General features: G+C 47.2%; 20 protein-coding genes and 3 pseudogenes. 10 read left to right on the top strand and 13 right to left on the bottom strand.

What is annotated here, in order from left to right:
• The gene (locus tag ACS0RQ_RS15900) at nt 1-969 is read left to right on the top strand and encodes an IS5 family transposase (RefSeq protein WP_023279773.1); all 969 of its coding nucleotides are present in this window, start codon (nt 1-3) and stop codon (nt 967-969) included.
• A gap of 167 nt (nt 970-1,136) precedes the next feature.
• On the opposite strand, the gene ACS0RQ_RS15895 is transcribed toward ACS0RQ_RS15900, so the two are convergent.
• Nucleotides 1,137-1,643 (bottom strand): P-loop nucleotide/nucleoside kinase family protein, encoded by a 507-nt coding sequence (locus tag ACS0RQ_RS15895; RefSeq protein WP_110294833.1) that lies wholly within the window; start codon nt 1,641-1,643, stop codon nt 1,137-1,139.
• A gap of 290 nt (nt 1,644-1,933) precedes the next feature.
• On the opposite strand from ACS0RQ_RS15895, the gene ACS0RQ_RS15890 reads away from it, so the two are divergent.
• The gene (locus ACS0RQ_RS15890; RefSeq protein ID WP_169039521.1) at nt 1,934-2,611 is read left to right on the top strand and encodes a DUF1963 domain-containing protein; all 678 of its coding nucleotides are present in this window, start codon (nt 1,934-1,936) and stop codon (nt 2,609-2,611) included.
• A 247-nt stretch (nt 2,612-2,858) separates the two neighbouring features.
• On the opposite strand, the gene ACS0RQ_RS15885 is transcribed toward ACS0RQ_RS15890, so the two are convergent.
• The 6 genes from ACS0RQ_RS15885 to ACS0RQ_RS15860 all read right to left on the bottom strand — a co-directional run bounded on the left by ACS0RQ_RS15885 (nt 2,859) and on the right by ACS0RQ_RS15860 (nt 10,534).
• Nucleotides 2,859-3,806, bottom strand: coding sequence for a PfkB family carbohydrate kinase (locus ACS0RQ_RS15885; protein WP_132438817.1), 948 nt, complete (start codon nt 3,804-3,806; stop codon nt 2,859-2,861).
• A 122-nt stretch (nt 3,807-3,928) separates the two neighbouring features.
• On the bottom strand, nt 3,929-4,942 hold the full coding sequence (locus ACS0RQ_RS15880) for an OmpG porin family protein (protein WP_271849414.1): 1,014 nt from the start codon (nt 4,940-4,942) through the stop codon (nt 3,929-3,931).
• Nucleotides 4,943-4,954: 12 nt separating this feature from the next.
• Complete coding sequence (locus ACS0RQ_RS15875; protein ID WP_271849415.1) at nt 4,955-6,448, bottom strand: glycoside hydrolase family 32 protein; 1,494 nt, start codon at nt 6,446-6,448, stop codon at nt 4,955-4,957.
• Between the two features lie 15 nt (nt 6,449-6,463).
• On the bottom strand, nt 6,464-7,747 hold the full coding sequence (locus tag ACS0RQ_RS15870; RefSeq protein WP_271849416.1) for an OmpG porin family protein: 1,284 nt from the start codon (nt 7,745-7,747) through the stop codon (nt 6,464-6,466).
• 92 nt (nt 7,748-7,839) lie between these two features.
• Nucleotides 7,840-9,276, bottom strand: coding sequence for a glycoside hydrolase family 32 protein (locus ACS0RQ_RS15865; protein WP_271849417.1), 1,437 nt, complete (start codon nt 9,274-9,276; stop codon nt 7,840-7,842).
• Between the two features lie 19 nt (nt 9,277-9,295).
• Nucleotides 9,296-10,534 (bottom strand): MFS transporter, encoded by a 1,239-nt coding sequence (locus tag ACS0RQ_RS15860; RefSeq protein WP_132438982.1) that lies wholly within the window; start codon nt 10,532-10,534, stop codon nt 9,296-9,298.
• A 266-nt stretch (nt 10,535-10,800) separates the two neighbouring features.
• On the opposite strand from ACS0RQ_RS15860, the gene ACS0RQ_RS15855 reads away from it, so the two are divergent.
• Together ACS0RQ_RS15855 and ACS0RQ_RS15850 are read left to right on the top strand one after the other, a co-directional pair.
• Entirely contained in the window at nt 10,801-11,796 is a 996-nt protein-coding gene (locus ACS0RQ_RS15855; protein ID WP_132438812.1) for a LacI family DNA-binding transcriptional regulator, read from the top strand.
• Nucleotides 11,797-12,560: 764 nt separating this feature from the next.
• Nucleotides 12,561-12,911 carry a hypothetical protein gene (locus ACS0RQ_RS15850; protein WP_271849418.1) on the top strand — a complete coding sequence of 117 codons (351 nt, stop codon included), beginning with the start codon at nt 12,561-12,563 and terminating at the stop codon, nt 12,909-12,911.
• Nucleotides 12,912-13,048: 137 nt separating this feature from the next.
• Here ACS0RQ_RS15850 and ACS0RQ_RS15845 read toward each other — a convergent pair whose 3' ends face one another.
• Nucleotides 13,049-13,450 carry a RidA family protein gene (locus tag ACS0RQ_RS15845; protein WP_079496650.1) on the bottom strand — a complete coding sequence of 134 codons (402 nt, stop codon included), beginning with the start codon at nt 13,448-13,450 and terminating at the stop codon, nt 13,049-13,051.
• 142 nt (nt 13,451-13,592) lie between these two features.
• On the opposite strand from ACS0RQ_RS15845, the gene ACS0RQ_RS15840 reads away from it, so the two are divergent.
• Nucleotides 13,593-14,198, top strand: coding sequence for a TetR/AcrR family transcriptional regulator (locus ACS0RQ_RS15840; protein WP_271849419.1), 606 nt, complete (start codon nt 13,593-13,595; stop codon nt 14,196-14,198).
• Here the strand turns inward: ACS0RQ_RS15840 and ACS0RQ_RS15835 are convergent.
• Nucleotides 14,195-14,485: pseudogene (locus ACS0RQ_RS15835) on the bottom strand (MFS transporter); the annotation flags it as partial. The gene ACS0RQ_RS15840 and the pseudogene ACS0RQ_RS15835 overlap by 4 nt on opposite strands.
• 3 nt (nt 14,486-14,488) lie before the next feature.
• Between ACS0RQ_RS15835 and ACS0RQ_RS15830 the strand changes: the two are divergent.
• Nucleotides 14,489-14,644: pseudogene (locus ACS0RQ_RS15830) on the top strand (LysR family transcriptional regulator); the annotation flags it as partial.
• A 765-nt stretch (nt 14,645-15,409) separates the two neighbouring features.
• Here the strand turns inward: ACS0RQ_RS15830 and ACS0RQ_RS15825 are convergent.
• Nucleotides 15,410-17,674, bottom strand: a complete 2,265-nt coding sequence (locus tag ACS0RQ_RS15825; RefSeq protein ID WP_271849420.1) for an nSTAND3 domain-containing NTPase — start codon at nt 17,672-17,674, stop codon at nt 15,410-15,412.
• Between the two features lie 327 nt (nt 17,675-18,001).
• On the opposite strand from ACS0RQ_RS15825, the pseudogene ACS0RQ_RS15820 reads away from it, so the two are divergent.
• Together ACS0RQ_RS15820 and ACS0RQ_RS15815 are read left to right on the top strand one after the other, a co-directional pair.
• Nucleotides 18,002-18,141: pseudogene (locus ACS0RQ_RS15820) on the top strand (arsenate reductase); the annotation flags it as partial.
• 481 nt (nt 18,142-18,622) lie between these two features.
• A complete protein-coding gene (locus tag ACS0RQ_RS15815) occupies nt 18,623-19,108 on the top strand; it encodes a GNAT family N-acetyltransferase (RefSeq protein WP_271849421.1) in 486 nt (161 codons plus the stop codon).
• A gap of 63 nt (nt 19,109-19,171) precedes the next feature.
• On the opposite strand, the gene ACS0RQ_RS15810 is transcribed toward ACS0RQ_RS15815, so the two are convergent.
• Together ACS0RQ_RS15810 and catA are read right to left on the bottom strand one after the other, a co-directional pair.
• Entirely contained in the window at nt 19,172-19,378 is a 207-nt protein-coding gene (locus ACS0RQ_RS15810) for a CPCC family cysteine-rich protein (RefSeq protein WP_271849422.1), read from the bottom strand.
• A gap of 80 nt (nt 19,379-19,458) precedes the next feature.
• Complete coding sequence (catA, locus tag ACS0RQ_RS15805) at nt 19,459-20,136, bottom strand: type A chloramphenicol O-acetyltransferase (RefSeq protein ID WP_271849423.1); 678 nt, start codon at nt 20,134-20,136, stop codon at nt 19,459-19,461.
• A 234-nt stretch (nt 20,137-20,370) separates the two neighbouring features.
• Here catA and ACS0RQ_RS15800 point away from each other — a divergent pair, with 234 nt between their 5' ends.
• Both ACS0RQ_RS15800 and oqxR read left to right on the top strand, forming a co-directional pair.
• The gene (locus ACS0RQ_RS15800) at nt 20,371-20,889 is read left to right on the top strand and encodes a DUF2569 family protein (protein WP_271849424.1); all 519 of its coding nucleotides are present in this window, start codon (nt 20,371-20,373) and stop codon (nt 20,887-20,889) included.
• Nucleotides 20,890-21,205: 316 nt separating this feature from the next.
• The gene (oqxR, locus tag ACS0RQ_RS15795; RefSeq protein ID WP_165158796.1) at nt 21,206-21,685 is read left to right on the top strand and encodes an efflux pump transcriptional repressor OqxR; all 480 of its coding nucleotides are present in this window, start codon (nt 21,206-21,208) and stop codon (nt 21,683-21,685) included.
• 69 nt (nt 21,686-21,754) lie between these two features.
• On the opposite strand, the gene oqxB is transcribed toward oqxR, so the two are convergent.
• Complete coding sequence (gene oqxB / locus ACS0RQ_RS15790; protein WP_039079367.1) at nt 21,755-24,907, bottom strand: multidrug efflux RND transporter permease subunit OqxB; 3,153 nt, start codon at nt 24,905-24,907, stop codon at nt 21,755-21,757.
• Between the last annotated feature and the right edge of the window lie 22 nt (nt 24,908-24,929).

The following is a 24,929-nucleotide window of genomic DNA, read 5'->3' as shown; positions in this document are numbered from 1 at the left end:
TTGAAGGATCAGATCACGCATCTTCCCGACAACGCAGACCGTTCCGTGGCAAAGCAAAAGTTCAAAATCACCAACTGGCCCACCTACAATAAAGCCCTCATCAACCGTGGCTCCATAACTTTCTGGCTGGATGATGAAGCTATTCAGGCCTGGTATGAGTCAGCAACACCTTCTTCACGAGGCAGACCTCAGCGCTATTCTGACCTTGCCATCACGACTGTGCTGGTCATTAAACGCGTGTTCAGGTTGACCCTGCGGGCTGCACAGGGTTTTATTGATTCCATTTTTACACTGATGAATGTTCCGTTGCGCTGCCCGGATTACACCAGTGTCAGCAAGCGCGCAAAGTCGGTTAATGTCAGTTTCAAAACGTTCACCCGGGGTGAAATCGCGCATCTGGTGATTGATTCCACCGGGCTGAAGGTCTTTGGTGAAGGCGAATGGAAAGTCAAAAAACACGGCAAAGAACGCCGTCGTATATGGCGAAAGTTGCATCTAGCCGTTGACAGCAACACACATGAAATCATCTGTGCAGACCTGTCGCTGAACAATGTGACGGACTCAGAAGCCTTCCCGGGTCTTATCCGGCAGACTCACAGAAAAATCAGGGCAGCATCGGCAGACGGCGCTTACGACACCCGGCTCTGTCACGATGAACTGCGGCGTAAGAAAATCAGCGCGCTTATCCCTCCCCGAAAAGGTGCGGGTTACTGGCCCGGTGAATATGCAGACCGTAACCGTGCAGTGGCTAATCAGCGAATGACCGGGAGTAATGCGCGGTGGAAATGGACAACAGATTACAACCGTCGCTCGATAGCGGAAACGGCAATGTACCGGGTAAAACAGCTGTTCGGGGGGTCACTGACGCTGCGTGACTACGATGGTCAGGTTGCGGAGGCTATGGCCCTGGTACGAGCGCTGAACAAAATGACGAAAGCAGGTATGCCTGAAAGCGTGCGTATTGCCTGAAAACACAACCCGCTACGGGGGAGACTTACCCGAAATCTGATTTATTCAACAAAGCCTCTTAACTGGTACAAAGAACATCTTCCCGACTGGTTAGATAACATAGAGAAAATGCTTTGAATAAATACGGGCATTAAAAAGCCGTCTGCTGACGGCTCAGGCTCACTATTTTAGCTGTATTCAATAATAGCGAACCCTTCATCTGCAGTCGGCGCGGTGAAATAACGCGTTATCATTTCAAACTCTTCATCTGTTGCTGCAAAATCGTGCGCGCCTTCGGCGTTACGGGCGCGTAAACGGGCTTTGCATATATCGTCAGAGACGTTGAGATAATGCAGGCAATTATTAGCACCCGACGCCGTAATAATACTCATCATCCATTCACGATTCGCCCGTGTATTTGCCGGAAAATCCAGAACGACCGATACACCAGCGTTCAGTAAGGATATCAGGTGTGGCTTCATGGCATTTTTGAGCTTTGCTGCGCACTGCACATACGCCGCGACGGACTGTATTTCATCTTTATAGAGCGCAGCCAACCATGTGTCCTCACTGATAATGATCGTGCCGGGCGATGCCCCCAATCTTGCAGTTAACGTGGACTTACCCGAAGCGATTTTTCCACATAAAAGGTGAAGAGTTGGTTTTACTGCTTTGACAGGTGTATCCGTATTCATGCTTTGCCTCACTGGATGATTACCGGTAAGGCCCGCCTTACCGGCGGGAAAATGACGAGCGTTATCCCACCTGACAGGTGCAGGTGATAATAATTAACGCATAAGAAGACACTGAACAGATTTTTATCATCAAATGAAGCTAACAGGGGGCGGGTGAAAAGTCATCTGTTTTGAGAAAGGCTTACTGAGGTCTTCCTGGTCCGGACCTTTCTGGGAATCATTTTTATATATAATGAGCAGGTCTGAATCCCCGATATTAAGAGAATGTCCTCATACGCAAGGTATCGAAGATGAAATCCGAAAGTGCGTTAGTTTTAGAAGAGCTCAGGTCCAAATTGCGCCCCGCATCGGTGGCTCAGGTAGGCGGTTTTCGCCCCAGTGCAGATCCTCTTACCTCCTGGTTTTTAAAAGGAGTATCGCTTGCAGGCGAAGGGCTGCCTGTCTGGAGAGGGAAACCGATGTTTCCGCTTCTTCAGATTCGTATCGATGAGCTTCCTGTTATTCCTGAACAACTCGAGAATGTCGCTCTTCTGGTTCTCTTTCATAATATGGAAAGCCATCCTTTTGACCAACCCCATGGTGAAGGCTGGCTAATTCGTGAATATGCCACGCTTGAGGGGCTTGAGTTATTACCTGAACTGGCCACGCCGTATCGCGCGTTTCCTGTGCGATGGTTAAGTGTGAATGATGATGCGCCGGGCTGGGAGGATGCCTGGGATATTCTTGATCTTTCTGCCGTAAACGATGATGAACCAGCCAGTGACAGTTTCTTTGAGGACTTTAGCCGCTACGGGGGAACCAAAGTTGGCGGATACCCTGCGGAAATACAACATGGCGTCGGGCTTGAGGATTTCGTCTTTCAGGTGGGATCTGAAGAAAAAGTTAACTGGATGTGGGCGGACAACGGCATTGGCTATTTTCACAAATCACCAGACGGCGTCTGGCGATTTTCATGTCAGTTCTACTGATAAATTGAGCTGTTATCCGTTGTTAAGGGGCGTCGGCGTCATTAGTTTTTAATCACTTATGCAAACATGTACGCATTTCTGCTTTTTCTTATCGCTGCCGTCATGCCTCCCGCGGCCGATCGCGCCGCGCCATAAGCGGAGGTTACACTTAATATGTCGTTTCAAAATAGGGAGGAGGAAAGCAAAACGAGTCCCGGTGGCTTGCACCGGAACGCTTCAGGCCGGGTGTTGCTGGCTATCGTTGAGGCTACGCTTTTATTTCATAGTCCGGCAGAGGATATTGTCTGATAAATTCATTCAGCGTCTTACTATCCGGTAGGGCTGTCAGCGCGCCTTTCCGGGTTGTTGCCAGTGCGCCGCAGGCGCTGGCCTGCGTCATGGCGTCTTTGATTTGCTCAATGTCCTGCGGCATTCCAGCTTGAGCGATATAAGCAAGTAAACCCGCCAGGAACGCATCACCCGCTCCCGTTGTATCAACGCTGTTTACGGTGTAGCCATTAAAATGAATGATCATGTCGTTCTGCAGAATCATTGCGCCTTGCGCGCCATAGGTTACAACCTTCAGCCGTGCTGGTAGGTATTTAAGGAAATCCAGCGCTTGGTTAAAATCGTGCGTCTCTGCCAGCCAGTACCATTCTTCCTCAGATAATTTAAGTATGTCAGCCTGTAGGGCGAAATGGTGCACAGTGTCATGCATCTCCTGCCGATCGCTCCACATTTGCTCACGTAAATTCACATCAAAACTCAGCAAACCGTTACTCTGTTTTACTTTTTCGATAGCCGTAACTAACGTGTTGCGACAGGTTTTAGCGACGAGCGCCAGAGAGCAGAAATGCAATATTCCTGTACTTAAATCGGGGAGAGCGTCAGGTGTTAAAAACTGATCTGCCGAAGGATTGGTAAGAAACGTAAATCCACGTTCACCGTGATTATTAAGGGAAACCAGTACGGTACTGGTTCTGTGATGAGGATCCATCTGCATACTCTGGACAGAAACTCCCGATGAGCAGAGGGTTTCCTTTAAAAAAAGACCGAAATCGTCGTCACCGACCCGGCCGATAAATCCACTCTGACAATTCAGGCGAGCAGTTCCAACCGCCACATTGAAAGGGGCACCTCCGGCACAGGCCTGATACTGCATATCTGTTAGCGGTAAGAGATCAACTACCGCATCGCCAATAGTCCAAATGTTCATGACACTACCTCAAACATAATTAGTTATTTATACCCTGGAATTACCGGGGGTAAGGAAGCACATATACCGGCACGGCGATATATGTGCTTTCTTTGTTTCGCTGGAGTTATATAAAAATGACTTTAAAAATTGTAATCCAACATGATTTTATAATCGGTGGTGATGGCATCACCGTTAGTTACCCAACTCCCACTCTGATTAATTAATGAACCTGTTATCTCTCCGGAGAGTGTAAATCGAGATGTCAGCGGGTAATTAGCCGATACTTTTAGGAAGCGGTTTCTGGTATTCTGGAAGACTTCACCATCTTCGCGCTGGGCATTATTTTTCTTATAATGTCCATATCCCCCGCTGAATGTCGTTGATAATTTCCCCCAGTTGTGCCAAATACCCATTGAGGTCGTCCAGGTTTTATCATCGATATCACCCCACTGCGCTCTGTCTAACACAGAGGAGGCAAATTTCTGACGTAACCAAACACCGGTAGTGTTGTTGATAATATATTGAACCCCGGGCTCGGCCTGAAATGAACGGACGTCACGGTCATTTTGTGAACCTCCGCTACGACGATGATCAATCTGTTGGTAAAGATAATTGAAGACCGAAAAATTGTCTGTTACACGCAGATCGGTAAAGAATTTGACGCGTGCCTGCCAGCGATCTTCAATTGAGGCACTTCCTCCCATAACGTCCCAGCCATAGCGCAGACGTTTGTAGAAATATTCATGGCCGACAATGAGTTGTGTCCACTGGTTCTGGCTGAGATAGGTCTGGTTTTCCCATGTTCCATTATAATTTGTGGTTCTGCCTTCCGAAAATGCCAGATACCAACCGGGTAAAGCGTCATTACGCATAACTCCCTGAACGAAAGTGAGAGAATCATTCCCGCTGTGGAAATGGCTGTTTCGCCAGTTATTATCTTCGATTGCATATTTCATTTTAAGCTGACCATGAACGCGTCCGCCTGCAGGATTAGAGGAGCGTGTTGATGTCCACATGACGTCTTCATCAAGATAGGACCACGGATCAACGGCAATGACCTTGCCCGATAAATCCTTCATGATGCTCATGCTTGCATTTGCCAGCGTCGGGAGCATAAGTGAAAAAATAACAGTCAGGGCATGATGATATTTCATAATAATATCCCTTTAGATCATTTCTTTAAATTGCAATTGTGCGTGGAGACTATCGTGTTGAGGCACACTGATGCTCCATGGTTTGTCCGGCATGGCATACATCCGGGTGCTAAATGCCGCTTTGTCGTTAATATAAAAAACAGCAATTGAGTTCTGTATAAGCACGCGTAAATTAATTTTTTCACCGAGCGGAATATCAACCCAGGATTCAGCGTTACTCTGGTTAATCGATGCCAAAGGAGAATTAAAGAAATAGACTTTACCTTTACTTCTGTTGAACACAACATTCAGCGTCGCGTCACTCACGCGGTCATCTGTCAGCCCAAAGCTCATGGCCATTCCCGAAGAGGGAATATCCACCGTTGCGGACAACTCTCCACGCCTGGGTAAAGACGGATAAATAGATGATTGTAAGGGACCAAATTGTGTTGACGTCTTGAGCGTTTTAATCGGTTTTATCATCTGAACCGGCCCACGGTTATCTTTTATCGCCTTCTGAAGCTCTTGTGGAATTATGCTGTTGAGCTGGCCTTTTATACCTGCGGTCAATTCATGGACGACGAGGTTTCCTGCCCAGTCGATATTGCCACTATCGCTGTTTCCTGCCTTTGTCGGGATCCATCCAAACACAAATAAACGTCCGTCCTTAATTGCCAATTTACCTGCATAAAAGCCTGAGCCATCCACAACATAATTATCCATCTTATGCCATGGACCTTCTGGATTGTCCGCAACCCGGTATTGTGTTAGTCGTAGTGGCCACTGATCACTAAAGCTCAGATACCAACGCCCGTTAAAGAAGACAAGTGTCGGGCATTCAAGGTTTGAATTACTGGTGATGGTGTCGTTGTCAAAAAATACACCACGATCTCTCCAGGTTTTTAAATCCGTTGAGCTATAACGCGCGATAATGCCGCGACCCTTGCTGCGGGTCGTGATCAGCATCCAGTATTCTTTCTTTTCATCAACCCAGACAACATGCGGATCGCGGAAGTCATTGCCCCGATAGTTAGCGCCCGGCAGGATGGTATCCTGTGGATGTTTGACCCAGTGAAAACGATCTTTACTGGTGGCATGCATGATTGACTCAACCGGAAATACGTTTTCATTATGTGCGGTATACCATGCGTGCCAGGTATCGCCAACTTTGATAATGGAGCCAGTCCCTAAAAGCAGCTCTGGATCATTGACATCATTAACGTAAGGAATAACCTCTGAATGGTTCTGATAATTATATAAGTTGGCGCTGGAGAGCAGGTGAATCGCATGTACGCCTAAATCGCTGCCGCCGCGCACATCATTGAGATAAAAAATATTAAATACACCTTCGTTATAGACAGGCATCGGATCGCCAATAAATGACCCTTCAATGCGCGGAAAAAAGTCATTAACCTGATTGACGCTTTTGTTCTGTAATGTTTCTTTAGACATCTGTGAATACGCGGGGGTATTTCCGACAGAAAGCGCCAGCAGAGCGACGAACGTCGCCGTAATAAAAGTTCTCATGTTATACCCTGAGTATCAAAAGTTATAAGTCACACCAACGACAGTGAAAGGATTCCAGGAGTGACCTGTGTATGTCCAGAGTCCTGTTTCTTTCGTGAATGACGCTTTGAATTCACCATAAAGGCGAACTTCACCAAAGACGGGATAGCTGATAGTGCCGCCAATAAATTTGTAGCGGCCATCGTAAAAGAGTTCTTTGGCATTACTGGCGTTCTCAATTTTGTCCTGTCCGAAGCCTATATACATTGACGTTAACAATGGATACCAGTTTCGCCAGAATCCGGCAGTCACTTTCCACTCCTGCTCAACAATATCACCCCAGCTTTCACGCACCTGCCGATTATAGTAATAGTACGGGCGTAAATATAAACCGAGATCCGGATTCACTCGGTACTGGATTGCAGGTTCAGTCTCAAAAATATACTGCTCAAGGTCGCCATTGCCGGGTTGGTTACCCTGAGGTTGATATTCACCATAAGAATATCCGGCGATACTCCATTTATTCGATAAGCGCAAGTCCTGCCAGACTTTGAATCTGTTTTTCCAGCGCTTCGTTGCCGTCTCGGAACCAACCATCACTTCTGTGCCGATATTCCCGCGCCAGGTCTCGAAAATATGGCCGACAAAAAGCTCATTAATAGTGTTCGTTCCTTTGTAGTCCTGATTACTGAATTGTCCTTTATAGCTGTCTTCCCTGGCATTCCAGAAGCCAAAGTACCAGTTCGGTAATTCATCATGTCTCAAAAAAGCCTGAATGGTTGCAAGCTTGAATTTACCGCTGTTTTTATTTTTATTATTCCAGCGGACATCATCAATTTCTATCTGGCTGCCGATGTTTCCATGCAGACCGCCAGCTTCCATATTGCGTCCGATATTATTCCAGTGAACCGGCGGGGCTTCCTGCCTCAAGCGTAATAGACTTACATCGTCAGAATTGTTTGCTGCAACAGTCTGATTTTCTGTTAATGTCGTGCTGCTGGCCTCAGAAGGAAGTGCCGCAGGTACTGATGGAGACGGCTGTACCGTTGCTGTTCCTTCCTTTACTGGGGAGGAAGAGATGTGCGTTGCTGAATGTTGAGCATCGGTTTTTGTTGTTGAATGTCTGCGTTGAAGGCTGTCATCCTCATCGTGAAAATAGCTTTGATAGTTCCCGGTATAAGTATCCGATATCTCTGCATTGTTTTCGGCGAAGGCTGGAAAAGAAACAAAGGATAAAAATAGCGCCAGTGCTTTTTCCTTTGAAGATGGTTTTGTCCTGCTTTTAATTAGGGCTTTATGTTGTGCTAATTTCTCATCCATTTTTCTATCTCGTTATTTCAGACAATATAATGCCAGCCAGAGACTGGCACAAAAAATACACAATATGAAAAGTAATATGAGATCGAGCGTAATTATTTATCCAGTGACCAGTATCCTGCCTCTTTCAACACAGCGGTTCCGCTATTTGCAAATAATAATATATCGCGTTGCTCTGGCTGCGAATAAATTCGGCTGCTTAAACAGGCTTCGCCTTCATTGACAAAAAGTTCGACGGACGAACGGTCAATAAACATTCGCAGTGAAAGTATATTGCCCTCGGGCAGGGGAATGCTACGCGTTCCAGTCAGCGAGAAATCAGGATAATTGCGCTCTAACACCAGACGCTGAGCTTGGTTATCAACGTAAGCGCGTAATCCATCTCCCAGCGTAACACCATACTGTTCTGCGGCAGACTCGTTACAGCTCCATTGCAGGATTAATTCTACTGCTTCGGCATCTGCAGCGACAAATACCTGTTGATTATTCAGGCAATGGACTGGGACAGGAAAATAACTCCCTCGCATTGCTGACACTTCTTCGACGGGCTTCATAATCAGGCGATTATTATCACCTAAGGTTAATTCGCGCGGCAGGGAGAGCATACCCGCCCAGCCATCCTGCTGCTCCGGCATTGGTGATTCCCACATATCCAGCCACCCTATGACGATTCGACGTCCGTCGGGACTAAGGAAACTTTGCGGGGCATAAAAATCGTGACCGCTGTCTATCTCAATGAACTGTCCGTCATGTATAAACGGCTGACCTGGCTGCCATTCACCGAGCAAATATCCACTCTGGAAAAGGTTACGATTTTGATAACCTTTAGCCGCCATGCCCTGGGGAGAGAACATCAGCACACGCCTGCCGTTCAGGGTAAAGAAATCAGGGCATTCCCACATATAGCCCATACCTTGTTCAGCCTCGGCAAAAATGCCCTCGTCATACCATTTATGAAGATCGGCTGAACGGTAAAGGCGTACCTGGCCGGTATCTCCCACGCGTGAGCCCACAACCATGTACCAGAATTCCCCTTCACGCCATACCTTCGGATCACGGAAATGATGCAGTCCTGGAGGTGTATCAATGACCATTCCGTGACGTTCGAAATGGATACCGTCACCACTGGTTGCCAGACATTGCACCTGATAGAGGTTGTCATCCGTATCAGACGGGCCGTGGAATTTATGTCCGGTGTAAATCAATGCCAGCGTATCGCCAACCACTACAGCGGAGCCGGAAAAACAGCCGTCTTTATCTGCCGGACCTTCCGGAGCAAGGGCAACAGGCAGATGTTCCCAGTGAATTAAATCTTTACTGCGGGCATGCCCCCAGTGCATCGGTCCCCATTTTGTTGAATAGGGATGATGTTGATAGAATGCATGGTACCAACCGTCAAACCATACCAGCCCGTTAGGATCGTTCATCCAGCCAGCCCGTGCGGCGAGGTGATAGCGTGGATACCAGCGGGGGTTAATTCCAGCATGTGCTTTTTCAAGCGTCTCTTCGGCCTTTTTTAATAAGGATGTCATTGTCATTTCTCCCGATAAATTACACAGCGCCTGGCTGTAAAAAGGATTGCTCAGTTGAGGGCTTATTTGGACGCAAAAGGAAGATGGAAATAAATGTGGTGCAGAACACCATAATGCCCATGATCAGATAAGACTGGGCAAAGCCAAATTTTTCGTAGCTGAAGCCCGCCAGTGGTGATAACACGGTGCCAATAACGGAGCTCGTGCAGGCAAATCCCACCAGATAAATGGTGGAAGATAAACGCTTATCGAAATTCAGGCTGTTATATTTAAATATTGCAACCAACAATATCGGCAACTCAACGGCATGCAGCAGTTTTGTAATTGAAATGAGCAGCGGTCCTTCAACCAGGCCTGAGGCGATCATACGAAGCGCCATCACCATCCCAGCGAAAATAAGCCCATTTTTGGCGCCAATCCGATTAACCAGCCACGGTGCACAGAACATCCCTGCCGCTTCCAGAAAAACCTGAAATGAATTTAAATAACCAAACATGGCATTTCCTTCCTTCAGGGTAGGAAATTGCGAAGAAAAATAGACCGGGAATTGCTGATCGTAAACGCCGTAAATACAGGTTCCGACCACGAAGAAAATAAGTGCCCAGAAACGAGGTAACATAAGAAGGCGTAAGGCATCATCGAGGGAGACTTTTTTAGCCCCAATTTCCAGTTTCTCCATGCTCGCCGGAGCGGCAACTTTTAACCGGGCCAGCAGACAGAAGAAGACCATGCCAGAACATGACGCCACTATAAAGTTAAGGTCAGGGTTAATATTAAACAGCAGCCCGGCAAAAAATGTTGCGACGGCCCAACCCAGAGAGCCCCACATGCGAGCCCGTCCAAATTCAAAATGGCTTTGACGTGCAACACGCTCGGTATATGACTCCAGCACGCCGATACCGCCGTTAAATGTCATGCCAATAAACAGACCACCAAAAATGCTGCCCAGTAAGATATTAAGCTTGAGCAAATAGCTAAAACAGAGATAAGCGGGGGCGGAGAGGATCAGTAGGGCCGTAATAAACCACAGCAGGTTTTTGCGCAGGCCAAGACGGTCCTGAATAAAACCGTAGAACACCTGAGCGACCAGGGCTGAGACCGATAAGACGGAAAAAATAATACCTGTTTCAGAGGCTTTTAATCCCACTTCCTGATGAAGCCATATTGAAAGAAGCGAGCTGGATGACGACCAGGTGACGAAGAAAAAGAACAACAGGGCGCTGAGCAGCAAATAGTTGCGAGAAGACCGTTTTTTCATCTGAGAAATCTCATAGCGGATTATATGTGTTGATGGTAACGTTAACATGCGTTACCCACACCGCTTTTTGGGTCGATATACGATGTTAATCACAAAAGTTAACGTTAACATTGGTGTTTTGAGATCTGTGTCAAATTTTTGTTCCAAATTCCCAAAATCCCAGGCTCAATGCTTAGAATAATGAGTTCATTTTTATGGATAATCTTTATTGTGAAGCTTCGCTTACGCAACGAGGATTGAGGCGTGTTTATGCTAAACGGAAGGTTATGGCGTCTTTAAAAGATGTGGCCAAAATGGCTAATGTATCGTTAATGACCGTTTCTCGGGCACTGAATAACCCTGAACGCGTAAAGCCTGAGACGCTTGCGCGGGTACAGGAGGCGATTCTGCATCTGAACTACGTACCCGATCTGTCAGCAAAACAGATCCGTAGTGTCGGAACGAAAAATAAAACGATTGGCGTCCTCGCACTGGATACGGTAACCACACCCTTTTCGGTAGAAATTACACTGTCAATTGAGGAGACTGCCCGCGCACACGGCTGGAACAGCTTCGTGGTGAATATGTTCTCTGATGACAATCCTGACGATATTGTCGATCTTCTCCTCGCGCACCGACCCGGGGGTATCATTTTCACTACCATGGGGCTGCGCGAAGTGCGCGTCCCGCCCAAATTACTTACGCATCCCTGTGTGCTGGCAAACTGTCAGAATCAAGGGGAGCCTGTTGCCTGTTATATCCCTGACGATGAACAGGGGCAATATACTGCAGTACAAGCGTTGCTGGATGCAGGGTACCGTCGGCCAATTTGTTTGCATCTGCCCGCCAATCACCTGGCAACTTCCCGTCGCAGAAAAGGGCTGGAGCGAGCCTGTCGCGAGGCAGGAATTGATCCTGACACGCTGGATCATTGTTATATGCAATTTGGCGATGAACATTATCGTGATATTCCTGACATTCTGTTAGCGCATATTCATGAGGGGAAACCGCAGTTTGATTCGGTTATTTGCGGTAACGACCGTATTGCATTTATGGTGTATCAGACCCTTTTGGCGAGAGGGATACGTATCCCACAAGATATCGGCGTTATTGGCTACGATAACCTTGTAGGGATTGGCAACCTGTTTTTGCCTCCTTTATCAACGGTACAGTTACCGCACTATGAAATTGGTCGGCTGAGTACATTGCACATCATTAACGGTGATGAGAGCAACGAAAGGGTACTGGTTGATAGTCCCTGGTTAGTTCGCGAGTCCTTTTGAGAAGTAATGAACAGGAAGATTCCTCATTCCTCATAAGCTGCTTGTTCATCAGACAGGGCATTGTGAGGGAATGAATATCGTGAGTTGAAGAGGGCAAGGCAACGCTATCCTCAATCAAGGGTAACGCGGTGCCTTTTATTGAGTTGTAGTACGAATGTGTGCCTAAACCTCACTTACGGCTGTTTTTATATCTATTTATATTCACCGTAAATATTCGCTTATCTTAATATCCTTCATCCATCACCTGATGGATGAAGAAATATAAGTCATAAATACAAAGGCGCTATCGGAATTAGCGTTTCTACCTGCCAGTACATAATTGCAAAGCAGTATATCTCAGGTCAAATACGGATATCTTTCGATGTTAAGCCGTATTATCACTCACCCTGCATCTCTCTTTTGTCATTAGTGGTGTCCACCATCAGTTTTCCTGGGCGCACGGAATCTTTAATGGACACCGCTGAACATCAGTAAATTGACGGGATTATCAGGGAACTTCTGACGCTATAAGTCACATTAAGCAATGGTCGGCCTGCGGTACTTGATACGTTTGTCACTCGGCCAGTCAGTAATAAGTCTTTAGCGGTCGTGTTAATCACGAATGGAACGACAGGGACAGCCAAGTTTGGTCGCTGGACGCTGAACCCAAACCGATACGCCTTCGCAACCATCACATTTGCATACCACGAATATGCTGCTGTGGTTGTGCTGCGGCACGGATATGTCAGTCCAGTGGCACGGCAGAATATACAGGGTATTCGTGCATGAAACCTTTTCATCTGCGGGCCGGAAAACAGGACGTCCAAAATATGGTTGCGGCGCCTGGCGCTGTGCGTCGGGATTCATGGGCATCCTTCGATAACGCGATGCTGGTCGGTATGTCGGCGGGTGGTTTTGCGGTTATCGAAACTGGCGCAGAAAACCCACCCGCGACCGATACGCAGGGGAACTGGGGGGCGGCCTATTGGGCCAGCGACGAAGCGGCCGCAACAGCCCTTACGATCTGCTCAAGCCAACAAAGCAGCGGAGCACCGAAATGTACGCTCTACGCAATAAACAATCATTATGCTTCGAAGGCACCCCCCGAAAGAGGTGCGTACATGCGGTCGGGGTAGTATTGACGGACGATAATATCCGCTTCATATCGCCGTGAGATAGCAAGGAATAATCTGCGGGAAAGTCCAATGTAACGCACCTGCTCCCGCATATGGTTTCCCGGCGTCAGAAGCGGTCGTCGCCCTGTTTCCTCTGGTTATGACTGATGCGCAGGAATGCGGGCAATCACCTTAATTTCAAAATCGAATCCTGCAAGCCAGTTGACGCCAACAGCAGTCCAGTTTGGATAAGGTGGATGCGGAAAAACAGACTGCTTAACCTGCATAATGGCGGGAAATTGATTCTCGGGATCGGTATGAAAGGTCGTGACATCAATCAAATCATCAAAGGTACATCCAGCAGCATCAAGAACCGCTTTCAGGTTATCGAAGGCAAGTCGCACCTGAGCGGCAAAATCGGGTTCCGGCGTGCCATCTGGCCGGCTTCCGACCTGACCAGAAACAAACAGCAAGTCGCCAGAACGGATCGCGGCGGAATAACCGTGTTCATTATAGAGAGCATGGCGATGAGCAGGAAAAACAGGTTCACGTTGAATCACAGGGTTTCCTCTTTCAAATAGATAGCGCAGATGAAGCAATACAGGACGGAATGATTTAACATACGTGATGTATGTGTAATAATTATCACATACATCACGTATGTCAAGTGAGATACGCGATGTATGTCAAAAAGGAGAGGGTATGGCTGTTAACCGCCGAATCGAGGCGATGGAAGAAAATCGCGCAAAAATGATTTCAGCCGCGCGTAAGGCCTTTGCAGAAAAAGGCTTTGCTAATGCATCAATGGATGAATTAACCGCAAGTGTGGGTCTGACACGCGGCGCGCTTTATCACACCTTTGGTGATAAAAAGGGGTTACTTGCCGCGGTCGTCACTCAGATAGATAGCGAAATGGCTCAGCGCGCAAAAGCCGCTGCCGCAACAGCCAGCGATGACTGGGAGAAATTGCTGGCCGAAGGTATTGCCTACATTCAGATGGCGCTGGACCCCGAAGTGAGGCGCATTGTCCTGCTTGACGGCCCGGCTTTCCTGGGCGATCCCGCTCAATGGCCCAGCCAGAATAGCTGCCTTGAATCGACCCGACAAACCCTGACAAGCATGATTGAACGCAAGGTCGTCAAAGAGATGGATGCAACGGCCGCTGCGCATCTGTTGAACGGAGCGGCGCTCAATGCTGCACTGTTGATAGCCGCGAGCGACGCTCCACAAAAGAGACTGCCAGACGTTATTAAGGTGTTTACGCTGCTTGCCAGCGGGTTACGTCATCATTCAGGCGAATCGCACTAAGATCGCTGCGGGATGCGGCTGGCCGGGTCGGAGGGGAGACCAGAGGCGCGCCGGATAAGCCGGATACTTAATCCTGCGCCTGCCGCCAGACATACCGCCATCGCCAGAAGCGCTACGATAAAGGCATGCGTGATATTGGCTCCGCTTTTATCGGTGTCCAGCATGCTGTAAAAAATGCCGCCGATGACGGCGACGCTCAGCGTAGTGCTGATTTGTAATGTCGAGCTGGTCACTCCGGCAATCATTCCTGAAAATGCCGGGGCAACACGGACAGTCACCATCCACACCCCATACCCGGATTACAGTCGATTCATATGCCGGAGCCGCCGCCGTCCATAGATATATGGATGGGGTATCACTGTGACCTCCGGCATATGGATCGCCTGCGGGTAATGCTGGATATCGCCGATGCAATGCTTGCGGATCCCGCGACGACCGCAACGTGAGTCTGTTTGGGCTCTATGCTGCTGCCGGAATAGTGGTGGCTTGGTATTGCGAGTAAGGTTGCCACAATACTGGTTGAGCAGCCTGCAGAACCCCTGAAATATCTGGCCTCATTGCGATTATCGATCCTGCAAATCTGGCATCAAAAAAAGATCCTGACGAGAAGAGTTTTATTACACGTGAGTTCAGAGGCTTTGACGGTCTGCCCGGTGAAATTCGGCAACGGGCAGTGTAAAAACAGGCCTGCATATAACGCGAGATGTTCGCTCATAGCGGGCCTTTTGTTCAGTCGGTTTGTCCGCTCTGTGCCAGAAGCGGAAGTTGATAACGTGGAGAACTACTAAGCGGTAGGGGCAGGTCAGGTGGATGCGGCAATTAAAGGACAACTTACGATGGAGGCCAGAAAAGTTAAACCGGAAGCGCATGTGCAATTTGAAAGGAACGGTCCGATTCTAACAATGCTCTGAGATTGGGAATATAAGGGCCAAAAGCTGAGTTACAGCAGGGCAGAGTTGCGGCAGGACTTATGAAAGAGACACCGAAATCGTTGGGGCTGTTGCGGATTTTTGTGTGATCCCAATGGGACTTTTGGAAAAGGGATTTGATGATGCTGCGTCACAATGAAATCTTTTGAAAATCAATTTTGAACTATTAAGCTTTGCATTCTGATGTATCAACAACAAACCACCGGGTTGGCCTCCGGTGGTTTGCGCATTTATGCAATAATATTTTTCATGTGTAGCTAAAATAGTGGGTTATGAAATTAGCTAATGTTTTTGAAATAAATCGTTTATATAGCTTTCGCTATGTTCTCTTTCATCTCTGTGGCTATGGAAGCGATCTCTTTCATCCTCATCATAATCGTAAGAGTCATAGAGGTGTGCAGACGCATCGACTTTACTATACATATATTCTATTTCGTTGTCTTCAAAGGGCAAATCGTATTCATTAATTAAACCATGTAGCATGTCATATGCAATGTCATCTGCTCTAGATCTTTCCTCATAATCCAATGATTGAATTTTTCCTGTTCCAGATAAATGTTCGTCATAATTTTCATGCCAATATTCTTTGATATGTTCCATTAGTTCATGAGTAACTTCCTCTCCTTTTATTGCTGGTCGAAGATTGATTAAGTGTGCTAAGGGGAGGTAATCGTCATGGTTGAGATTATATTTCCAACTAGACCTCATGGCATAATTTATAAAGTCAGAAATGAATTGATCTGAAAATAGACTTGGAGCATTTTTTACAGCCCACAACATACACTCCCCAACTTCGTAATCGTAAGTGAGATATTCTTCTTTAATGTTTAAAAATAAGCTCGGATAGACCATTCTATTTTTATTGGTGGAGATTAAATTGGAATGTATGATCGAATGAAGAAGATGAATTGAGTAATCATTTAAGCATTTAAGATCAACAGCATTGAGTACTGATTCAAGCACTGAAATAAATACATCTGCATTGATTTTCCTATTGCTGTGCAAAGAGAATAAAGTGTTAATTGATTGATTTGTCTGAAGGGCTGAAAAGTAAAGTGCAAGAGAGGTTTCATCAGTAGCATAGCGATTGATGATATAGTCAGACACTGATGGGTTGAATGGTGTCAGTCTTATCATTACATTTTTATTTAGCTGCGTCAGACTTCTATTAAGTGTCGATTTTAGTGACTCTTTTATGTATTCATCTATTTTATTTACTTTGGAGTGAAAGTTATTTTTATATTTGATATTGAAAACGCGCTTTAATGCATTTTTACAATCCCGTTCTTCAATGTTATTAGCATTAAAAACAACCAAGCAAACTAGATCAAGGACTTCTTCACGTGTTTGATTATTGAAACAGTGCGACCAGATCATTTCTGGATTGTCTAATGAATTTTCGATATATGACCAAAAATTCGTACTATCGATTCCTGATACTCTATCGCTATCTGTAATTAACGATATAAGCCGTGGGTTAAAATTTGGATGATGTATTATTTTCCAATAATTACGATTATCATAAAAAGTATCAATGTACTCCTGTGGTAATGAACTATGCCAAACATGATTGTAAAGTATATCAGCCTTTTCTATATCAGTAAGATCTGATACATTTATCTCAAGTTCTTTTTTTTCAATTTTTTCTATATAAAATAGATCACTTAGATTTTTAGCTCTGTTTAATATGTTGGTTCTTGACGTCAAAATCATCTTTTTGTTTTTGTCGGTAATGATTTTTTTAATAAACTGAACAATTTTAGAATCAGAGTTTCTAGTGAAAATTTCCAAAAGAGTAGCACCAAGAAAATCATCAAAATAGAAAAATTGCTTTCTCTCTTTAAAATATATAGATTCTATTTCCGAAATAGATCCTTCAATGTGGTAAATTTCATAGTCGCGATTGCAATGCATAAGCATCACTTGTTTTGCAAGAATGGTTTTACCAACGCCAGGTAAACCAGTGATTATTACAACTTTGTTTTCATCTAAAATCTCTAAAGCTTTTTGTAATTGCTTGGTTTCGATGAATTTGTATGATTCTTTCCTGGCATCTTCAATCAGGAAGTTACTATTTTGAATTGCAGCATTATTTAGCAGGCTCATTAAAAAATTTGTACTGGAAAGCCAAAGTTTGTAATGGTTTCGTTCTATTTCGGGGTAAAGTGTTAAAAGATCATTGAGATGCTCAGGACCAATGATATCATTATTGCTTAGAATGTAAGGATTAAATAAATCGAAGATTTCTTTTTTATTAGCGGGGGATAAACCAACGCTTGTGATGAAAATGTATCGATTAGGTTTTAATTTTTCAACTTTTGCCACTTCTTCGCTTTTAAGTTTACTTAATAATCCACTATAACCAGTTTTAACATAGTGTTTAACTTGGATTATTACTTCGCCAGAGTGATAAAAACGACCATCAATTCCACCATCTTTTCCTGATTTAAAACGCTCAATAAGCAGATTTTCTTTCTTGCTTAAGAGGTCTGTAGCTAGTCTTTCAAACTCTTCATTGTTGAGTGCTCTAAAATCATAGTTTGTCATTGGAATTCTTAATAATTGGCTGAAAATGATAGCAATGTTACATGGTGGAAAAATCAAAAAAAAGTGGAATGACGAGCGATTGTTGTATCTATCAAGTTCATAAGGATTAAATTGTGATTTAGTGCATGATTTTGCGAAAATTGCACAATTTCTCAAGGTAACTAAAAGATGTGCCGCGTCGTATATGGAGCAGCTTTGCTGCCTTTCAGAAAGAGCACAAAAATGGGGTAATAATGTGCGTAGGCGAGGCGGGGAGCAAGTGCGCGCAAAGGTGGGCTGGTCACTGGTTTACTGCATTGAAGGACTCTGTACCTCCGCAGACCTGCATTAGTCGTTACACCGCTTGGCACTCGTCTTTGCTGCCCTCAGAAATAGTGCTGGATATTCTAACGGAAGGTCAGAAAGGAGCGTTTACCAAAGAGGATGGCGAGAAGGTCATTGACGAAACGGGGAAGTGGGTTATGTAATCTGCCCACTTCAGAATATCGGACGCCTGTTTACACTATGCGAACTTCCGCTCCTCGCTCTTAACAGACCTCCCACCCCCATACAGGCCTGTCTACTTAGTGCGGGTCCTGATATACCGATGAATAAACAGGGAGCAGGGCGTCGGAGGTTAGAAAAAGTTGGTTCAACGGTTTGACTGAAAAAATTCGCTTAAACATTCGTTACCTGAGCGACATCAGGGAGCTTTCGGTAAGAACCGTGCTGCGGGTGACGGATTTGAGCTCACCTTAAGCGAAGGGGCGGTAGAACAAAAATGGACATACTCATTTCGCCTGCCAGGGATAGCTGTTTCATGCCAGAAAAGAGCATATGTAAAAAACGGGTTTTGACCCCATCAATTTTAAAAGTGCATTCATATTGATACAATGCCAATACTGCTCTCCATGCAGATAAAGTAATGCGATATTTATTTTGGCTGCTAATGGTTTTATGAGGTAATAAATGGATTTGTTATTGAAAAAGTTTTCTGAAATACATTTTGTGGATTATTTAAAACTTGTCAGTAATATCGATGTTATGGCGATGATCACAGAACGTGCCGTTCCCTGTGATGAGGCCTCTCGTGATTTTAAACTCATACTCGACGAGAATGCCCGCCATTCAGATTTGGGCTATTACCGAATCATGGATGATAAGCAGGGTAATTTTATCGGCCTCGCCAAACTGGCATCTGTGGCTGACCAACCGAAGACCGCCGAACTGGGCTATATGCTGCTACCGGAATATTGGGGGCTTGGTATTGCGAGCAAAGTTGCCACAATACTGGTCGAGCAGGCCTGCAGAAACCCTGAAATATCTACACTCATTGCGATTATCGATCCTGCGAACCTGGCATCAAAAAAGATCCTGACGAACAAGAATTTTATCACGCGTGAATTCAGAGATTTTGACGGTCTGCCCGGTGAAATTCTGCAACGGGCAGTGTAAAAACAGGTCTGTGTATCATGCAATATCTCCGCTTCGAACCCGAAGCGGAAATGGCTATTCAGACTATGTTGGCTTATTACGTTGAACAGCCGCCCACGCCAGTCTGCACGCATGTAAACTTAACGAATTAGCCCCACCTGCAAAATCAGGATCTGCGAACTGCACGGGATCATCTTCCCATCCGCAGACGGCGCAAATTTCATAACTCCCTCTCTCTTCGAGCGTTCTCTTACCGCAGCATAAACAGGGAAGGCGTTTATTTTCTTTCATTTTTCCACTGTTCCTGGTTTTGGAGATTTACCCATCTGCTCTCCTTAATTGCCAGCGCCATACAAAAAATGTCGGGCGCATCAGCTATTGCGTGACTCTGAATAGTGCGACATGTCATCACTCATCTCTTGTAATTCGTTGATCAATCTTGCCACATGGAAACCATCGCAGACGGCATGATGTACCTGGACGGCGAGGGGTAACAAGACTTTGTCACCCTGTGTGTAGTATTTACCAAGGGTAAACATGGGGGCAAAAAAGTTCTGCATATGGGCAACATTGATATTAAAACCGGTAAAACTAACCCAGGGATTAGCCGATACAAAAAATATATTTTCCCGCGACTCTTCTTTAGGCAGATAGGAAAGGTTATTGCGATAGCGCGCCACGTCTTCTGAAAAAACGTTCTGGAAGTGGTGAATATTACCGTCGTAGTGACTCCATAATGACGAAAAGGTCTCCGTTTCATCATGGAAAATCGTATAAGCTGGATGGCTGTCATTCCATACGACAAGCTCGTTGTTCTTGATGGCCATACGAAATTCCGCATGCCTGTTCACTATTTTTGCAAGAAGGAAAATCATCGTGGGGTAAAATTTCCAGCCGACCTCCTTAATATGTTTTAGCAGCGCGGTAATATCGATTTGCACAGTTTGGCTAAATGTACACTGCGCGAAGCTCTGGAATGCGTCGAAATGTTCTTTCCTTGCCCAGCGCGATAAGTCGACAACGGTATATTTCGGGGTTATGTTTTTCATTTTTAACCTTTGATTATCCATTATATTTTAGGGGATAGCCTAAGATTTTTTCATAAACTAATCAAGCTTACGGGGCCATGGCCATTTCGCACGGGCAGGGCGTTTTTATACTCGTGTCACTCTTCACCCAACGGTAAAAACGCAATCACCCTAAAGAATCTTCACGGTTAGCCGTTAACTAATCCTGGAATGAAGCAAGTTCGTTAAGAACGAACACACTAAAAAGGATGAATAATGACGGAGACCCCTTTCAAATGGACCTGCTTAACCTGTGATAAGGAGATTGCGCAACATCTTGAATATTGTGCTGAATGTGAGGAAAAACGGTACAGAAGAATTGGTGGCCTGTTGTTCCTGCCACTCCTTAATATTTTGCTCATGGCCTACGATTATTTCACCTCTCTGATAGTGACATTAAAACTGGGTACGAACATGATCGGTCGTATTCCTGTGTACCAGACATCCTACCTTTTCTCTGCCGCAGGGATTAACCTGATTTTACTGCTCCTTGTTATCTATGTTACGTCTCTTTTTGTGCGTAAAAAGAGATCGTTACCTCTGGCGTTTAGCGTGCTACTGGCTGCCAGTATCACGATCATGATGATTGACCGGGCCATCAGTTCATACTTATTCGCGCCTCTTGCTCTGAATTTCGACATGATTATGCCTATTGTTAGATACATAATTTTCGCCTGCATATGGATACCGTACTTCCGTTTTTCGGTTCGGGTTAAAAAGACGTTCGTTTGGTAATATCATATGTATCCCCATTTCTGGCGCATATTGGTTGCGTGAAGTGATCGTTTCCATTTGCAAATAAATCAGGTCAGGCATAAAAAGGCTCTGGCCTGTATCGATCACGCCTGAGGATTTTTTTGATTCTTACCACATAATGTCGTCATCTGGCATTGAATGACATTTCTGTCATACGTGGAAACTCTTTTTTACGGGCCAGGTCACGCGTTGATTGCTTCAAAAAAAAGACTGTATTTGTTATATTATTGCTCATTGGTTATTCACCTCTGCGGTGCCAAAAAGAACAAGATTCACCGCGACCCAGGACAATAATATGTTAGATTACCGCTTCCCGACAGCTTTGCAGATGGTTCTCAGCGTAGCGATGGCGGAGCAATTGGGTGAACGCTCGACGAGTGCGATTCTGGCCTACGGCCTGGAAGCAAACCCGAGCTTTATCCGTAAATTGATGGTGCCTCTCACGCGTGATGGGATTATCGTCTCTACGCTTGGCCGCAATGGCTCTATTCATCTTGGTCGTCCGCCCGAAGAGATCACCCTGCGCGATATCTACCTTTCGGTCATCGAAGATAAAAAGCTGTGGGCGTCGCGCCCCGACATACCGGCCCGCTGCGTGGTCAGTGCCAACGCGTGCTGGTATTTCAAATCGATTGCCGATGAAGCGGAGCAGGCGTCGTTAGATGTACTCGCTCGCCATACCGTGGCAAGCGCGCTTGAAAAGGTCAAAAAAGCCGATACCAGCGGGTGCGATCTGCTGCCTGAACTGGATGACCGGTTTAAAAAAGCGCTTTAATACTTTTCATATTGCGAAAAAAAACCGCCTTCACAGTGAAGGCGGTTTTTTGTTATCGGCAACAGTCACTCAGGCTGGCAAAACCTCTCTTTCCACTTTACCGCGCGTGACGAATTTACGCAGTGTCACGTAAAACACCGGGGTCAGGAAAAGACCGAACAGCGTCACGCCCAGCATACCGGAGAACACCGTGATCCCGGTGACGCCGCGCACTTCCGCCCCCGCGCCGTGGCCGAGGATCAGCGGGATCGTCCCGGCAATAAAGGCGATAGAGGTCATCACAATCGGGCGTAAACGCAGGCGACAAGCTTCCAGCGCCGCTTCCATGATACCTTTGCCCTGGATTTCCAGCTCACGGGCAAACTCCACGATCAGAATGGCGTTTTTACAGGCAAGCCCCATGAGTACCACCAGACCGACCTGCACAAACACGTTGTTATCGCCACCGGTCAGCCAGACGCCGAAGAGTGCGGACAGCATCGTCATCGGCACGATAAGGATCACCGCCAGCGGCAGCGTCCAGCTTTCATACAGTGCCGCCAGAACCAGGAACGCCAGCAGAACCGCGACCGGGAAGACGATCAGCGCCGTATTACCCTGAGTGGCCTGCTGGTAGCTCAGGTCCGTCCATTCAATATTCATCCCATTGGGCAGGATCTGCTTAGACATTCCGTCCAGTTGCGTCATCGCCTGTGAGGAGGAGAGTACGCGAGGGTCGGCATCGCCAATGAGATCCGCCGCCGGATAGCCATTATAACGAATCACCGGGTCCGGCCCGTAAGTCGTACTGATATTGACCATACTGCCAATCGGCACCATTTCGCCCTGATTATTGCGGGTACGCAAATTGGCAATATCTTCCACGCTTTCGCGGTATGGCCCGTCGGCCTGCGCCATCACGCGCCAGGTACGACCGAACTGGTTGAAATCGTTGACATACGACGACCCCAGATAGGTTTGCAGCGTACCGAAAAGATCGGTCAGCGACACGCCCTGCGCTTTCGCCTTATCACGATCAACCTGCACATCCAGTTGCGGCACGTTAGCCTGGTAGGTGGAGATTGGGAAGTGCATTCCTGGCGTTTGCATAATCGCACCGGACATCGTGTTCACCGCGGTTTGCAGCGCGCCATAGCCAAGCCCGGCGCGGTCCTGAATATAAAGCGAATAGCCAGAACCCTGACCCAGCCCTAATATCGGCGGCGGCAAAATGGAGAAACCGAAGCCCTGCTGGATTTGCGCGATTTTCGCGTTGATCTCCGCGTTAATTTCCGCCGCAGAATGTTTACGCTGATCGAACGGTTTCAGGCCAAAAAAGACCGTCCCGGTATTTGGCGTATTGGTGAACTGCAATGCATTCAGCCCTGGAAAGGCGACCGCATAATCCACGCCTTCGGTATTCATCCCGATTTCGCTCATCTTACGGATCACCGCATCGGTGCGTTCCAGCGAAGAGCCTTCCGGCATTTTCACACCGCCAATTAAATAGAGCTTATCCTGTGTCGGAATAAACCCGCCGGGGACGGCTTTAAACATTACGCCCGCGGCGCAGAGCAGCAGTACATAGACAACAAATACCGCGCCACGGCGTCCGAGCGTTTTGCCCACCAGCCCCTGATAGCCGTCCGAGCTACGGTGGAAAAAGCGGTTAAACGGACGGAAAATCCAGCCGAACAGACGATCGATAAGGCGGGTAGGGTAGTCTTTCGGCGCACCGTGCGGTTTTAACAGCAGGGCAGCCAGCGCTGGTGAAAGCGTCAGCGAGTTGATGGCCGAGATCACCGTCGAAATCGCGATCGTCACCGCAAACTGTTTATAGAACTGACCGGTCACCCCGGAGAGGAACGCCATCGGCACGAACACCGCGCACAGCACCAGCGCAATCGCGATAATCGGCCCGGACACTTCACGCATTGCCTGATGCGCCGCCGCAAGTGGAGCCAGCCCCTCTTCGATATTTCGCTCAACGTTTTCCACCACCACGATGGCGTCATCCACGACGATACCGATAGCCAGCACCAGCCCGAACAGACTCAGGGTATTCAGCGAGAAGCCAAGCAGGTAGAGAATACTGAACGTGCCCACCACCGACACCGGCACCGCGATCAGCGGAATAATCGACGCGCGCCAGGTTTGCAGGAACAGAATCACCACCAGCACAACCAGCACCACCGCTTCCAGCAGCGTTTGCACGACTGCGCGAATGGAATCGCGAACAAACACCGTCGGATCGTAAGGGGCCGCCCACTTCATATCATCCGGGAAACGCTTCGACAGTTCGTCCATCTTGGCGCGCACCGCGTTAGACAGATCGATGGCGTTGGCCCCCGGCGACTGGAAGATACCAATCCCGACCGCGTCTTTGTTGTTAAGCTGGGAGCGCAGCGCATAGCTGCCGGAGCCCATTTCAATACGCGCCACGTCACGCAGGCGGACCAGCGAGCCGTCTTGCGCCGTTTTCAGAATAATATTGCCAAACTCTTCTTCCGTGTGCAGGCGACCCTGGGCGTTAATGGAGATCAGGAAATCGCTCTCTTTCGGCAGCGGCTCGGCGCCAAGCTGCCCGGCGGAAACCTGGACGTTTTGCTCCTGCATTGCCGTTACCACATCGGAGGCGGTCAACCCACGTGCCGCGACTTTATTGGGATCCAGCCAGATGCGCATCGCGTATTCACCGGAGCCAAAAATCTGGATTTGACCGACGCCCGGCAGACGGGCCAGTTCATCCTTCACTTTTAGCGTGGCGTAGTTACGCATATACAGGGAGTCGTACTTACCGTTGGGTGAAAACAGATGCACCACCAGCGTCAGCGTCGGCGACTGTTTCTGGGTGGTGATACCCAGACGCCGCACATCTTCCGGCAGACGCGCTTCGGCCTGTGATACGCGGTTTTGCACCTGAACCTGCGCCTGATCGGGGTCAGTACCCGGACGGAAGGTGACGGTGGTGACCAGCACGCCATCGGACCCGGCGACGGATTTCATGTACATCATGTTTTCAACGCCGTTGATCGCTTCTTCCAGCGGCGTCGCCACGGTCTCTGCAATCACTTTCGGGTTTGCGCCGGGATACTCCGCGCGTACCTGCACGCTGGGCGGTACGACATCAGGATATTCGCTGACCGGCAGCAGCGGGATAGCGATCAATCCTGTAATGAAAATCAGAATCGACAGCACCGCGGCGAAAATTGGCCTGTCGATAAAAAAGCGGGAAAAGTCCATGTGTCGGATTCTCAGGTAAGGG

The sequence above is a fragment of the Phytobacter diazotrophicus genome, assembly GCF_052061655.1.
Classification (GTDB): Bacteria; Pseudomonadota; Gammaproteobacteria; order Enterobacterales; family Enterobacteriaceae; genus Phytobacter; species Phytobacter diazotrophicus.
This window is presented reverse-complemented; position numbering and strand designations above follow the sequence as displayed.